Annotated in this window: 10 protein-coding genes; 2 read left to right on the forward strand and 8 right to left on the reverse strand. The window is 60.0% G+C overall.

Annotated elements, in window-relative coordinates:
* Positions 1-170: 170 nt before the first annotated feature.
* The 6 genes from topA to AC1RAC_RS05850 form a co-directional block, all read right to left on the reverse strand.
* Entirely contained in the window at positions 171-2792 is a 2622-nt protein-coding gene (topA, locus tag AC1RAC_RS05825) for a type I DNA topoisomerase (protein WP_003189652.1), read from the reverse strand.
* 114 nt (positions 2793-2906) lie between these two features.
* Entirely contained in the window at positions 2907-3143 is a 237-nt protein-coding gene (locus tag AC1RAC_RS05830) for a DUF1653 domain-containing protein (RefSeq protein WP_003189651.1), read from the reverse strand.
* Between the two features lie 98 nt (positions 3144-3241).
* Positions 3242-4417 (reverse strand): acetyl-CoA C-acyltransferase FadA, encoded by a 1176-nt coding sequence (gene fadA, locus AC1RAC_RS05835; protein WP_003189650.1) that lies wholly within the window; start codon positions 4415-4417, stop codon positions 3242-3244.
* A gap of 29 nt (positions 4418-4446) precedes the next feature.
* The gene (gene fadB, locus AC1RAC_RS05840) at positions 4447-6594 is read right to left on the reverse strand and encodes a fatty acid oxidation complex subunit alpha FadB (protein WP_003189649.1); all 2148 of its coding nucleotides are present in this window, start codon (positions 6592-6594) and stop codon (positions 4447-4449) included.
* 365 nt (positions 6595-6959) lie between these two features.
* Positions 6960-7130 carry a hypothetical protein gene (locus AC1RAC_RS05845; RefSeq protein WP_196492034.1) on the reverse strand — a complete coding sequence of 57 codons (171 nt, stop codon included), beginning with the start codon at positions 7128-7130 and terminating at the stop codon, positions 6960-6962.
* 21 nt (positions 7131-7151) lie between these two features.
* Positions 7152-7589 (reverse strand): hypothetical protein, encoded by a 438-nt coding sequence (locus AC1RAC_RS05850; RefSeq protein ID WP_072446782.1) that lies wholly within the window; start codon positions 7587-7589, stop codon positions 7152-7154.
* A 105-nt stretch (positions 7590-7694) separates the two neighbouring features.
* Between AC1RAC_RS05850 and AC1RAC_RS05855 the strand changes: the two genes are divergently transcribed.
* Positions 7695-8135, forward strand: coding sequence for a universal stress protein (locus AC1RAC_RS05855; RefSeq protein ID WP_034126643.1), 441 nt, complete (start codon positions 7695-7697; stop codon positions 8133-8135).
* Between the two features lie 182 nt (positions 8136-8317).
* On the opposite strand, the gene AC1RAC_RS05860 is transcribed toward AC1RAC_RS05855, so the two are convergent.
* The gene (locus AC1RAC_RS05860) at positions 8318-10240 is read right to left on the reverse strand and encodes an ATP-binding cassette domain-containing protein (protein ID WP_034126642.1); all 1923 of its coding nucleotides are present in this window, start codon (positions 10238-10240) and stop codon (positions 8318-8320) included.
* A 213-nt stretch (positions 10241-10453) separates the two neighbouring features.
* Between AC1RAC_RS05860 and AC1RAC_RS05865 the strand changes: the two genes are divergently transcribed.
* A complete protein-coding gene (locus AC1RAC_RS05865) occupies positions 10454-12382 on the forward strand; it encodes a transglycosylase SLT domain-containing protein (protein WP_034126641.1) in 1929 nt (642 codons plus the stop codon).
* Between the two features lie 133 nt (positions 12383-12515).
* On the opposite strand, the gene AC1RAC_RS05870 is transcribed toward AC1RAC_RS05865, so the two are convergent.
* A complete protein-coding gene (locus tag AC1RAC_RS05870; protein ID WP_492616383.1) occupies positions 12516-14324 on the reverse strand; it encodes an ABC transporter ATP-binding protein/permease in 1809 nt (602 codons plus the stop codon).
* Between the last annotated feature and the right edge of the window lie 143 nt (positions 14325-14467).

Below are 14467 nucleotides of genomic sequence, written 5' to 3' on the forward strand. Positions count from 1 at the left end.
AGCTTGCTGTGGCGAGGGAGCTTGCTCCCGCTCGACTGCGTAGCAGTCGCCAGCTATTGGGGGCGCTTCGCACCCCAGCGCAAGCAAGCTTGCTCGCCACAACAAACTCAATCCTACAGTAAGCAAAAGCCGTCTATACAGACGGCTTTTGGCGTTAACAGACTAGCGGATCAAGCGCCCTGGCGCTTGTCCTCGACCTTCCACTTGCCGCCGTCGTAGAACGCTTTCCAGCCAGTAGGCTTGCCGTCCACTTCGGTCTGCACGTACTGCTCCTTGGTCTTGCGGCTGTAGCGGATCACGGCTGGACGACCATCCGGGTCCTTCTTCGGCGCTTCACACAGGAAGTGGTACTTCGGATCGATCTCGTCCTTGTGCGGCACGATCTCCATCACCAGTGGCGCACGGGTCTCGCGGTTTTTCGGGAACTGGCTCGCAGCCAGGAACAGCCCCGAAGCGCCGTCACGCAGGATGTAGGTGTCGTTGACCTTCTCGCACTTGAGCTCGGGCATTTTCACCGGGTCCATCTTCGGCGGCGCCGCATCACCGCTTTTCAGCAGTTTGCGGGTGTTCTTGCAGGTTGGGTTGGTGCACCCGAAGAACTTGCCGAAACGGCCGGTCTTGAGCTGCATCTCGCTGCCGCACTTGTCGCATTCCAGGCTCGGGCCTTCATAGCCCTTGATGCGATAGGTGCCCTCTTCGATCTCGTAGCCGTTGCAATCCGGGTTGTTACCACAGATGTGCAGCTTGTGCTTCTCGTCCAGCAGGTAGGCGTCCATCGCCGTGCTGCAGATCGGGCAGCGATGCTTGCCACGCAGCACCAGCGACTCGGACTCACCCTCGTCGTCAGCCGCGATTTCATCGCCCGGTACCAGGTTGACGGTCGCCTTGCAGCGCTCTTTGGGCGGCAGGCTGTAGCCCGAGCAACCGAGGAACACGCCGGTGGAGGCGGTACGAATCTGCATCGGTCGACCGCAGGTAGTGCACGGAATATCCGTCATCACCGGCTGGTTGGCGCGCATCCCGTTCTCGGGGTTCTCAGCCACTTCGAGCTTTTTCTTGAAGTCGCCGTAGAACTCGTCCAGTACGTTTTTCCAGTCGCGTTCGCCCTGGGCCACGTCATCGAGATTCTCTTCCATGCCGGCAGTGAAGCCGTAGTCCATCAAGTTGGAGAAGCTCTCCGACAGACGCTCGGTCACGATGTCACCCATCTTTTCCGAATAGAAACGACGGTTGTGCAACGCAACGTAGCCACGGTCCTGGATGGTGGAGATGATCGCCGCGTAGGTCGACGGACGACCGATACCGCGCTTCTCCATCTCTTTCACCAGGCTGGCTTCGGAATAACGCGCCGGCGGCTTGGTGAAGTGCTGGGACGGGTCGAGCTTGATCAGCTTCAGCGTGTCTCCCTGGGCCATGTCCGGCAGCACATCATCATCGCCAGGCTTGGCGATCTGCGGCATCACACGGGTGTAGCCGTCGAACTTGAGGATACGGCCCTTGGCACGCAACTCGAAATCGCCCGCGCCCACGCTGACGGTAGTAGACAGGTATTGCGCCGGCAGCATCTGGCAAGCCAGGAACTGGCGCCAGATCAGCTCGTAGAGGCGCTCAGCGTCGCGCTCCATGCCGCTCAGCTTGGCAGGCGTGGTGTTGGCGTCAGAAGGACGAATCGCTTCGTGAGCCTCTTGTGCGCCTTCCTTGCTGCTGTAGACGTTCGGCTTCTCCGGCAGGTAGGTCTTGCCGAATTCGCTTTCAATATAGGTACGCGCCATCGCCACCGCGTCTTGCGAGAGGTTGGTGGAGTCCGTACGCATATAGGTGATGTAGCCAGCCTCATACAGACGCTGGGCCATCATCATGGTCTTCTTCACCCCGAAGCCCAGGCGGTTGCTCGCGGCCTGTTGCAGGGTGGAGGTGATGAACGGCGCCGACGGCTTGCTGCTGGTCGGTTTGTCTTCACGCTTGACGATGCTGTAGCTGGAAGCCTTGAGCTTTTCCAGCGCGGCCATGGCCTGGGCTTCGTTCAGCGGCTTGAAGGCCTCGCCTTTCTCGCGGGCCACTTCAAAGCGCACGTTGGCGCCCTTGGCGGTACCCAGGTCAGCGTGGACTTCCCAGTATTCTTCAGGGATGAACGCACGGATCTCGCGCTCACGTTCCACCACCAGCTTCACCGCAACCGATTGCACACGGCCGGCGGACAGGCCACGAGCGATCTTCGCCCACAGCAGTGGCGAGACCATGTAGCCGACGACGCGGTCGAGGAAGCGACGGGCCTGCTGGGCGTTGACACGGTCGATGTCCAGCTCGCCCGGCTTGGAGAAGGCTTCCTGAATGGCTTTCTTGGTGATTTCGTTGAACACCACGCGCTTGTAGCGGCTGTCATCACCGCCAATGGCTTCGCGCAGGTGCCAGGCAATGGCTTCCCCTTCGCGGTCCAAGTCCGTCGCGAGATAGATGGTGTCAGCATCTTTGGCGAGCCGGCGCAGCTCTTCGATGACCTTTTCCTTGCCCGGAAGGATTTCGTACTTGGCCTTCCAGCCATGGTCCGGGTCCACACCCATGCGCGAAACCAGTTGCTTGCGCGCTTTTTCTTTAGGCGTGAGTACCGGACCCTCGCCCGCGGCGGCCTTGCCGCGCTTGGCGGCAGGCTCCTTGCTGGCGCTAGCCGAACCGCTGGTGGGCAGGTCTCGGATATGGCCGATACTCGACTTCACCACGTACTCGTTGCCCAAGTACTTGTTGATGGTCTTGGCCTTAGCCGGGGATTCCACAATGACCAGCGATTTGCCCATGGATCGGAAAATTCCTGAATTCGAGAAGTGAAAGGCAGTTGGCGCCTGACGCGGCAACGCTATATATAGTGGCAACCGGATGAGGTCAAGCGCAGCATTCTGCGCGACCTGCCGTTATTGCCCTGTAAAAAGACTGGGTTCGGCCGTGACCAAAGCAAAGCGCGGGACCTGCTCGCCGTCAACTTCGACGGTCTCCAGGAACATGCTCAAAGGGCGCACCCAAAAGCCGTATTCGCCATACAGCGCTTGGTAAAACACCACTTCTTCTTCGGTTTCAGAGTGGCGCGCCACGCTGAAAACACGGTACTGCGGCCCCTTGTAATGCTGGTAGAGCCCTGGTTCGACTTTCATGCTCTGGCCCTCATGCAAAATTTGTTGAAAAAAAATATTTAAAAGTTCCAAAAAACAAAAACCGGGGCACTGGGCCCCGGCTTCCGTCAACCGAACGTTTAGACGCGTTCGAAGACGGTAGAGATGCCTTGGCCGAGACCAATGCACATGGTTGCAACCCCAAGGTTGCCGCCATTTTGCTTCATCACGTTAAGCAAAGTGCCAGAGATACGCGCACCGGAGCAACCGAATGGGTGGCCCAGGGCAATCGCACCGCCGTGCAGGTTAACCTTCTCGTTCATCTTGTCGAGTACTTTCAAATCTTTCAGCACTGGCAGGGCCTGTGCGGCGAAAGCTTCGTTGAGCTCGAAGAAGTCGATATCGGAGATGGAAAGGCCTGCGCGCTTCAAGGCTTTTTGTGTGGCCGGTACTGGACCATAGCCCATGATCGCCGGATCCACACCCGCCACTGCCATCGAACGAATCACCGCCAGCGGCTGGATACCCAGGTCCTGGGCACGCTGTGCCGACATCACGATCATGCACGAAGCACCATCGGTGATTTGCGAGGAAGTACCGGCTGTCACGGTGCCGCCCTTTGGATTGAAGGCTGGCTTGAGGGCCGCCAGGCTTTCCAAGGTAGTGTCCGGACGAATGGTTTCGTCGTAGTCGAACAGTTTCAGGAAGCCATTCTCGTCGTAGCCGTTCATCGGGATGATTTCATCCTTGAACTTGCCTTCCACAGTCGCCTTGTGGGCGAGCTGGTGGGAGCGCAGGCCGAAGGCGTCCTGGGCTTCACGGGTGATGCCGTGCATTTTGCCGAGCATTTCCGCGGTAAGGCCCATCATGCCCGAGGCTTTCGCCGCGTAGAGGGACATGTGCGGGTTAGGATCGACGCCGTGCATCATGCTGACGTGGCCCATGTGCTCCACGCCGCCGACCACGAATACATCGCCGTTGCCGGTCATGATCGCTTGCGCAGCGGTGTGCAGCGCGCTCATCGACGAACCACACAGACGGCTGACGGTCTGGCCGGCCGCAGTGTGCGGGATCTGGGTCATCAACGACGCCATGCGTGCGATGTTCCAGCCCTGCTCCAGGGTCTGGTTGACGCAGCCCCAGATCACGTCCTCGACTTCGTTCGGGTCGACCTTGGTGTTGCGCTCCAGCACTTTGCTGATCAGGTGCGCCGACATGTCTTCGGCGCGGGTGTTGCGGTGCATGCCGCCCTTGGAGCGGCCCATCGGCGTACGACCGAAGTCGACGATCACGACGTCTCTTGGATTCAAGCTCATAAATATTCTCGCTCTAGTCGTCTGGGCACTTAACCGAAGAAGCTCTGGCCATTCTTGGCCATTTCACGCAGCTTCGCGGTCGGGTGGTACAGCGGGCCCAGATCAGCGTACTGATCAGCCAGGGCAACGAACTGGGCCACACCGATGGAGTCGATGTAACGCAGCGCACCACCACGGAATGGAGGGAAACCAATGCCGTACACCAGGCCCATATCGGCTTCGGCGGCGGTTTCGACGATGCCGTCTTCCAGGCAACGCACGGTTTCCAGGCACAGGGCGATCATCATCCAGTTGATGATGTCCTCGTCGGACACCTCACGCTGTTCGTAGATGACCGGAGCGAGTACTTCGTGCACCGACGGGTCGGCCACTTTCTTCTGCTTGCCCTTCTTGTCGGTCTCGTAGGCGTAGAAGCCCTTGCCGTTCTTCTGGCCCAGGCGCTTGGCTTCGTAGAGTGCATCGACAGCCGAACGACGGTCGTCTTTCATGCGGTCCGGGAAGCCTTCAGCCATGACGTCGCGACCGTGGTGGCCGGTGTCGATGCCGACCACGTCCATCAGGTACGCCGGGCCCATGGGCCAGCCAAATTTTTCCATGACCTTGTCGATGCGCACAAAATCTACACCGGCGCTGACCAGCTTGGCGAAACCGCCAAAGTACGGGAACAGCACACGGTTGACCAAAAAGCCCGGACAATCGTTGACGACGATCGGGTTCTTGCCCATTTTCTTGGCGTAGGCAACGGTGGTGGCAACGGCCAGCTCGCTGGACTTCTCGCCACGGATCACTTCCACCAGCGGCATCATGTGCACCGGGTTGAAGAAGTGCATGCCGACGAAGTTTTCCGGACGCTTGAGGGCCTTGGCCAGCAGCGAGATGGAAATGGTCGAGGTGTTGGAGGCCAGGATGGTGTCATCTTTGACCTGGGCTTCCACTTCAGCCAGTACGGCTTGCTTGACCTTCGGGTTTTCGACAACCGCTTCGACCACCAGGTCGACGTGGCCGAAATCGCCGTAGGACAGCGTAGGGCGAATGCCGTTAAGCACTTCAGCCATTTTTGCAGCGGTCATGCGACCTTTATCAACGCGGCCCACCAGCAGCTTGGCGGCTTCGGCCAGGCCCTGCTCGATACCGTGTTCGTTGATGTCTTTCATCAGGATCGGCGTGCCTTTGGACGCCGACTGATAGGCGATACCGCCGCCCATGATACCGGCGCCGAGTACGGCGGCCTGTTTCACGTCCTTGGCGATTTCGTCGTAGGCCTTGGCCTTTTTCTTCAGTTCCTGATCGTTCAGGAACAGGCCGATCAGGCTCTGGGCCGCCGAGGTTTTCGCCAGTTTGACGAAGCCTGCCGCTTCCACTTCCAGGGCTTTGTCGCGACCGAAGTTCGCGGCCTTCTGGATGGTCTTGATCGCTTCCACCGGCGCCGGGTAGTTCGGGCCGGCCTGGCCGGCCACGAAACCTTTGGCGGTTTCGAACGACATCATCTGTTCGATGGCGTTGAGCTTGAGTTTTTCCAGCTTCGGCTGACGCTTGGCCTTGTAGTCAAATTCGCCGCTGATGGCGCCCTTGATCAGGTTCAGCGCGGCTTCGGCCAATTTGTCCGGGGCAACGACAGCGTCGACAGCACCGACTTTCAGTGCATCTTCAGCTTTGTTTTCCTTGCCGGCGGCGATCCATTCGATCGCGTTGTCGGCACCGATCAGGCGCGGCAGGCGCACGGTACCGCCAAAGCCTGGGTAGATGCCCAGCTTGACTTCCGGCAGGCCGATCTTGGCCGTCGCAGACATGACGCGGAAGTCTGCCGCCAGGCACATTTCCAGGCCGCCGCCCAACGCGATGCCATTGATGGCAGCAACGGTCGGCACGTTGAGGTCTTCGAAATCGCTGAAGATCTTGTTGGCTTCGAGGTTGCCAGCCACCAGCTCGGCATCGGGCAGCTTGAAGTTGTCGACGAATTCGGTGATGTCAGCGCCGACGATAAACACGTCCTTGCCGCTGGAGACGATCACGCCCTTGACCGAAGCATCTGCTTTGATGGTGTCTACGGCCTGACGCAGTTCGTTCAGGGTTAGACGGTTGAACTTGTTGACGGACTCACCCTTGAGGTCGAATTTGAGTTCGACGATGCCACTTTCAAGAGCCTTAACCGTGATGGCTTTACCTTCGTAAATCATCAACTGATCTCCACGATATGGAAGCTGAACAGTACACACTGGACGCTGGTCTCTGGTTTGACATTGACAGTTGAATCAATGCTCACGCCAATCCGCCAGGCACACCCGCCAGTGCGATAGTCGGGTTTTGTATGAGTCGTCTGACAGGCAAACGCTCAATTCATACGCCCGTTTGATTTGGGTACGCCACCTTCATCCAATTCCGAGCAATTGTCAATCGCTCCAAAGGCTAGGAAAAACGCGACTTTCCGGTCATTTCAGAACCCGGCCCACCGGCTGGCCACCCGCCAATATTCAAATATTCACAGGATCAATAATAGAAAAGGTGTGGGAAAAAGCTGTACAGAACGCAATACACGGCTAGGCTAGCGGCAACCTACAGATTTACCGGCCTGCCTGGCCAGCTCCAGCCCGATGATGATGTCGGGCTTTTTATTGGCCGGCTTTTCTGTAGGAGCGAGCTTGCTCGCGAAAACCTGGAGAGCGCCGCGTATAGCCTGGTTATCCGCGTTATCGTTGGCGATTTTCGCGAGCAAGCTCGCTCCTACAGGTGTGGGTCAGGCCAGGGCCTTGAGCAGCGTATCAATATCTTTCAGGACGCTCGCGTCGCCCTTTTCGCCCCAATACAGGGCAATCATTTGTTTGTCGGCCTCGACCTTGTAGACGTTTGCCGGCAGCGTTGCAAAATGCGGCAACAACTTCTCATCCACACAGGGTTCACGCCACTGATTGACCCACAGCCCGGGCTCCAGCTGCCAGTAGCTCCAGGTTGCGGGCGCGTTGCCGCGTCGTGGCCGGCAATACTGCGCGCACGGGCTCGGCGGCTCCTGTTTGAGCCAGTGCGGCCACTCCTGGGGCGCCAACTGCATGGCCAGCCCGATGCGGCGTGCCTCCATGCGCAGGGCCATGCGCCCACTCTGCTGGCGCGAAGGGCGCAGCCATACCAGGGGGCTTAAAACCACCGCAAGGATTGACACCACTATCCAGACCGTCATATGTGTACTCCCGAATTTCTAGATGAGCGGATTTGATCTGCGGCAACCCCATCCGCTTGAAAGCAGCCATACTGAACTTATTGCAGCCCCCTGGAGGAACGCCTCATGCCCTACGAACATATTCTGGTCGCTGTCGACCTGACCGAAGAGTGCGATCCAGTGATCAAGCGCGCACAGGAATCCGCGATTGCCAATGGCGCCAAACTGTCGTTGGTACACATCGTCGAGCCCATGGCTATGGCCTTTGGTGGTGACGTGCCAATGGACCTTTCCCAACTGCAGCAGCAACAGTTCGACCAGGCCAAGGAGCGCCTTGACCGCTTGATTCTCAAGTATCCCAAGGTCAGCAAGGAAAATTCCCATCTTACCTACGGCCAACCGCGCCAGGAAATCCACCACTTGGCCAAAGAACAGGGTTGTGACCTGATCGTAGTGGGTAGTCATGGGCGACACGGTTTGGCACTGCTGCTGGGCTCGACCGCCAATGATGTATTGCACGGCGCACCGTGCGATGTACTGGCCGTCAAACTGGTAAAGAGTTCGTAAGACCGATGAAGGTCTAATGTGGGAGCTGGCTTGCCTGCGATAGCGGTGTATCAGCCACCCGATGCATCAACTGACAGACTGCTATCGCAGGCAAGCCAGCTCCCACAGTTGAATCGCATTTCATATTAAAAAGCCCGGCGCTCATAGAAGAGCGCCGGGCTTTTTTATTGCGGGTCGATCAGTCAGGCATCCAGCTCGGCCCAACGCTCAACCAACGCTTCCAGCTCCTGGTTCAGCGTCTCCAGAGAGGCGATGACCTTGGCGGTTTCTGCCGCAGGGCGCAGGTAGAAGCCGGCGTCAGCCATTTCCGCTTCGACCGCAGCGATCTGCTGTTCCTTGGCATCGATATCGCCTGGCAAGGCTTCCAGTTCACGCTGCAACTTGTAGCTGAGCTTTTTCTTGGCAGGCGCAGCTTCAGCAGCCGGTGCAGGCGTTTCGGCAGCGACCGGCGCCACCACCGCCGTGTTCAGGTCGGCCTTGCCCGACTTGCTCTCGGTCACGCCCAGCAGGCGCGGCGAGCCGCCCTGACGCAGCCAGTCCTGATAACCGCCCACGTATTCGCGCACCTTGCCTTCGCCTTCGAAAACCAGGGTGCTGGTGACCACGTTGTCGAGGAATTCCCGGTCGTGACTGACCATCAGCACGGTGCCGTTGAAGGTCAGCAAGACCTCTTCCAACAGTTCCAGGGTTTCCACGTCGAGGTCGTTGGTCGGTTCGTCGAGCACCAGCAGGTTGGCCGGCTTGCTGAACAGCTTGGCCAGCAGCAGGCGCGCGCGCTCACCACCAGACAGAGCCTTGACCGGCGTGCGCGCACGTTGCGGGCTGAACAGGAAGTCGCCCAGGTAGCTGAGTACGTGGCGGCTCTGGCCGTCGATGTCGATAAAGTCGCGACCTTCGGCGACGTTGTCGATCACGGTCTTTTCCAGGTCCAACTGGTGGCGCAACTGGTCAAAGTAGGCCACGTCGATGCGAGTGCCCTCTTCTACCTTGCCGCTGGTCGGTTGCAGACCGCTGAGCATCAGCTTGAGCAAGGTGGTCTTGCCGGTACCGTTGGCGCCCAGCAGGCCGATACGATCGCCACGCTGCAGGACCATGGAGAAGTCCTTGATCAGGAACGGGCCGTCCGGGTGATGGAAGCTGACGTTCTCCAGCACCATCACTTGCTTGCCCGACTTGTCGGCAGTATCGAGCTGGATATTGGCCTTGCCGGTACGCTCGCGGCGCTCACTGCGCTCGACGCGCAAGGCTTTCAAGGCACGCACGCGGCCTTCGTTACGGGTGCGACGGGCCTTGATGCCCTGGCGGATCCAGACTTCTTCCTGGGCCAGCTTCTTGTCGAACAGCGCGTTGGCGGTTTCTTCAGCCGCCAGGGCGGCTTCCTTGTGCACCAGGAAGCTGGCGTAGTCGCCGTTCCAGTCGATCAGGCCGCCACGGTCCAGCTCGAGGATGCGCGTGGCCAGGCTCTGCAGGAATGCACGGTCGTGCGTGATAAACAGCACGGCGCCCTGGAAGTCCTTGATGGCTTCTTCAAGCCAGGCGATGGCGCCGATGTCCAGATGGTTGGTCGGTTCGTCGAGCAGCAGCAGGTCCGGCTCGGACACCAGGGCCTGGGCCAGCAGCACGCGACGACGCCAGCCGCCGGACAATTCGGCGAGGGTCTTGTCGGCCGGCAGTTGCAGGCGGCTCAGGGTGCTGTCCACCAGTTGCTGCAAGCGCCAGCCATCACGGGCTTCGAGGTCTTGCTGGACGTGCATCAGTTTGTCCAGGTCTTCTTCGGTGACGCAGTTCTGTGCCAGGTGATGGTATTGCGCGAGCAACTCGCCTACGCCGTCCAGGCCTTCGGCTACCACGTCGAACACTGTCCGTCCGTCGGCCACCGGCAATTCTTGCGGCAATTCGCCGATCTTGAGGCCCGGGGCACGCCAGACAGAGCCGTCATCGGGCTTCTGGTCGCCTTTTACCAGCTTCATCATGCTGGACTTGCCGGTGCCGTTGCGGCCGATGATGCACACCCGCTCACCACGGGCGATCTGCCAGGACACCTTGTCCAACAACGGCATGGCGCCGAAAGCAAGGGACACATCGCTGAATTTGAGCAGGGTCATACGCTTCTCCAAAAACTGGGCGCGCATTCTACCTGAGTTGAAGGTGGGATGCGGTCGGGATTTTCTGTATAGACACGTTCTGTAGGACATTTCCGGCGAACTTGAACGAACCAGCCGGCAAAGCTTTCGCGGGCCGCTGGCAAAAGGCTAAGCTAGGGGCAATCAGTGTCGGCGGTGCCGGTGCTAGTCGTGATTTCTCTGCACGGACGTCTCATGCGCAGTCGCCTTTTCAACTTTTTGTCTTGTCTGCTTCTTTCCGCCACTGCCGTTCAATCCGCCCAGGCGGTGGATCTCACCACTCAACGCCAGTATTACGATCAAGCCAAACGCGCCCTGGCCAAGGGCGACACCGGCCCTTACATGCAATACAGCCAGGCCCTGGCCGATTACCCGCTCACGCCCTACCTGGCCTACGACGAACTGACCGCGCGCCTGAAAACCGCAAGTAACGAGGAAATCGAACAATTCCTCGCCAAACACGGCGACTTGCCCCAGGCCAACTGGATGAAACTGCGTTGGCTGCGCTGGCTGGCCGAACGCGGCGATTGGCAGACTTTCGAAAAGTACTACGACACCAAGCTCAATTTCGTCGAGCTGGACTGCCTGCATGGCCAATACCAGCTCAGCCACAACCTGAAGGCCGAAGGCTACAAGACCGCCGAAAAACTGTGGATGACCGGCAAATCCCAGCCAGCCGCCTGTGACGTCACGTTTGGCCAATGGGCCGCTGCCGGCCAACTCACCGAGCAGAAGATCTGGGACCGCGCCAAGCTCGCCGCCGAAGCGCGTAACTACGCGCTGGCCAACAGCCTGGTGAAAACCCTGCCGACTCTTGGCGCCCAGGGCCGCCTGATGGTGGATGTGGCACAGAAGCCAGACATGCTCAGCGACCCGTCACGCTTCCAGCCGGCCACCGAGGCCATGTCTGACGCCGTGGGCCTGGGCCTGCGTCGCCTGGCGCGCCAGGATCCGGACAAAGCCATGTCGCTGCTCGATGGCTACGCCAGCAGCATGCACTTCTCCCGTGACGAAAAGGTGTCGATTGCCCGCGAGATCGGCTTGACCCTGGCCAAGCGCTTCGACCCGCGCGCGCTGGAGGTCATGACCAAGTACGACCCAGAGTTGCGCGACAATACGGTTTCAGAGTGGCGTCTGCGCCTGCTGTTGCGCCTGGCGCGCTGGGAAGACGCCTACCAGTTGACCCGCAAACTCCCACAGGACCTGGCCACCACCAACCGTTGGCGCTACTGGCAGGCACGCAGCCTGGAGCTGGCCGAGCCGAAGAACCCGCAAGCCTTGGTCCTGTACAAAAACGTGGCCAAGGAGCGGGACTTCTACGGTTTCCTCGCCGCTGACCGCTCCAAATCTCCTTACCAGTTGAACAACAAGCCGCTGGTGATGAGCCAGGCGCTGGTCAACAAGGTGCGCAATACCCCTGGGGTGCGGCGTGCCCTGGAGTTCTACGCCCGTGGCCAGATCGTCGACGGTCGCCGTGAGTGGTACCACGTCAGCCGTCATTTCAACCGTGACGAGATGGTCGCCCAGGCCAAGTTGGCCTACGACATGAAGTGGTACTTTCCGGCCATCCGCACCATCAGCCAGGCGCAGTACTGGGACGATCTGGACATCCGCTTCCCGATGGCCCACCGCGACACCCTGGTGCGCGAAGCCAAGGTACGTGGCCTGCACTCCAGCTGGATCTTTGCCATCACCCGTCAGGAAAGCGCGTTCATGGACGATGCCCGCTCCGGCGTCGGCGCCAGCGGCCTGATGCAACTGATGCCCGGCACCGCCAAGGAAACTGCACGCAAGTTCAGCATCCCCCTGGCCTCCCCGGCCCAGGTGCTGGACCCGGATAAAAACATCCAGCTCGGCGCTGCTTACCTGAGCCAGGTGCACAGCCAGTTCAACGGCAACCGCGTGCTCGCCTCCGCTGCCTACAACGCCGGCCCAGGCCGCGTGCGCCAATGGCTGCGCGGCGCAGACCACCTGAGTTTCGACGTATGGGTGGAAAGCATCCCCTTCGACGAAACCCGCCAGTATGTGCAGAACGTGCTGTCTTATTCGGTGATCTACGGGCAGAAGCTCAACTCACCACAGCCTTTGGTGGATTGGCATGAGCGGTACTTCGACGACCAGTAGGAGCGAGCTTGCTCGCGAAGAACGTCAACGCTAACGCGTGCTTCCTGGATAAACGCGGCGCCTGTGAGTTTTTCGCGAGCAAGCTCGCTCCTACAGAGGTTTCATTGCCCGCATCGAAAGATGCGGGCATTTTTTATGGGCGCTGATTCACCTGTTCATCTCCATCACTGAACTGCAACGCCGCCAACCGCGCATACAGCGGATTGCTCGCAATCAACTGCTGATGCGTGCCCACCGCCACCAGCTTGCCCTGGTCCATCACCGCAATGCGGTCGGCATTCTTCACCGTGGCCAAACGGTGGGCGATCACCAGCGTGGTGCGCCCCTGCATCAGCTGCGGCAGCGCTTGCTGGATAAGGTGTTCACTCTGGGCGTCGAGGGCGCTGGTGGCTTCGTCCAGCAGCAGGATCGGCGCGTCGACCAGCAAGGCGCGCGCGATGGCCAGGCGTTGGCGCTGACCGCCGGAGAGGCCTTGGCCACTTTCGCCGAGGTGGGTTTGGTAGCCGTCGGGCATTTGCAGGATGAAGTCGTGGGCGTGGGCGATTCGGGCGGCGGCTTCTACCTGGGCGATGGTGGCAGAGGGGTTGCCGTAGCGGATATTGTCCTCGACGCTGCCGAAGAACAACGCCGGGCTCTGGGACACCAGAGCGAAGTGGCGCCGCAGGTCTAACGGGTCAAGCTCGGTCAGCGGCTGGCCTTCGAGCAGGATGCGGCCTTGCTGGGGGTCGTAGAAGCGCAGCAGCATATCGAAAATCGTCGACTTGCCCGCACCGGACGGCCCTACCAACGCCAGGGTTTCGCCCGGGTTGATGGTCAGGTTCAAGCCGTCGATGGCGTAGCTGTCCGGTCGCGAAGGATAGGAAAAGCGTAGGTCCTGCAGTTCCATGCGGCCACTGACGCGTTCCGGCAAACGTACGCCGCCTGTGGTCGGCGCCTGGATCTCGTTGCCTGACTGCAACAGCTCACCGATACGCTCGGCTGCCCCGGCGGCACGCTGCAACTCGCCAAGCACTTCGCTCAGGGTGCCGACGGCGCTGCCGACAATCAGGCTGTAGAACACGAACGCCGCCAGCTCACCGCCGGAAATGCGTCCGCTGATCACGTCCATGCCGCCCACCCACAGCATCACGCCTACCGCGCCGAGCACCAGCATGATCACCAGGGTGATCAGCCAGGAACGCTGCAAGATGCGTTTACGTGCCGTGACAAAGGCGTCCTCGACGGTAACGGCGAAGCGCTGTTCGTCCTGCACCTGATGGTTATAGGCCTGCACGGTCTTGATCTGGCCCAGCGTCTCGGCGAGATAGCTGCCGACGTCCGCGATACGGTCCTGGCTCAAACGCGACAGACTGCGCACCCTGCGCCCGAAGATCAGAATCGGCGCCAGCACCAGCGGCAACGCCACCACCACGATGCTGGTGAGCTTGGGGTTAGTGATAAACAGCAACACGATGCCGCCGATCACCATCAGGGCGTTGCGCAGAAACAGCGACAGTGATGAGCCGATCACCGATTGCAGCAAGGTGGTATCGGTGGTCAGCCGCGACTGGATTTCCGAGCTGCGGTTGTTCTCGTAAAAGCCGGGGTGCAGGTAGATCAGGTGATTGAACACCTGCCGGCGAATATCGGCCACCACCCGCTCGCCAATCCACGACACCAGGTAAAACCGCGTGAAGGTGCCCACGGCCAGGCCGAGCACCAGCAGCATGAACAGGCCTATAGACTGGTTGAGCAGATGCGGCGACTGGGTCATGAAGCCCTGGTCCACCAACAGGCGTATGCCCTGCCCCATGGACAAGGTGATGCCAGCGGTGACGATCAGCGCCAACAGTGCGCCAAGCGCCTGCCAGCGGTAGGGCGCGATAAAGCGGCTGGCCAGGCGAATCGCACGGCGTTGACGGATTGAGAACATGGAAGGATCACCAATGGAGAGTCTATCCATCAACATTGGGGGAACTTGCACAAATAACAATGAGTCAGGTTAATTATGCCCACCGATGCAGGCCCCTAGAGGCTATCGGTCTAAGACTCATCTGGAAATATGTACCGGTTTCTGGTGGACTGGGTGTTCGAACCGACGAGCGT

This window comes from Pseudomonas sp. GW823-FHT02F05 (assembly GCF_058797315.1).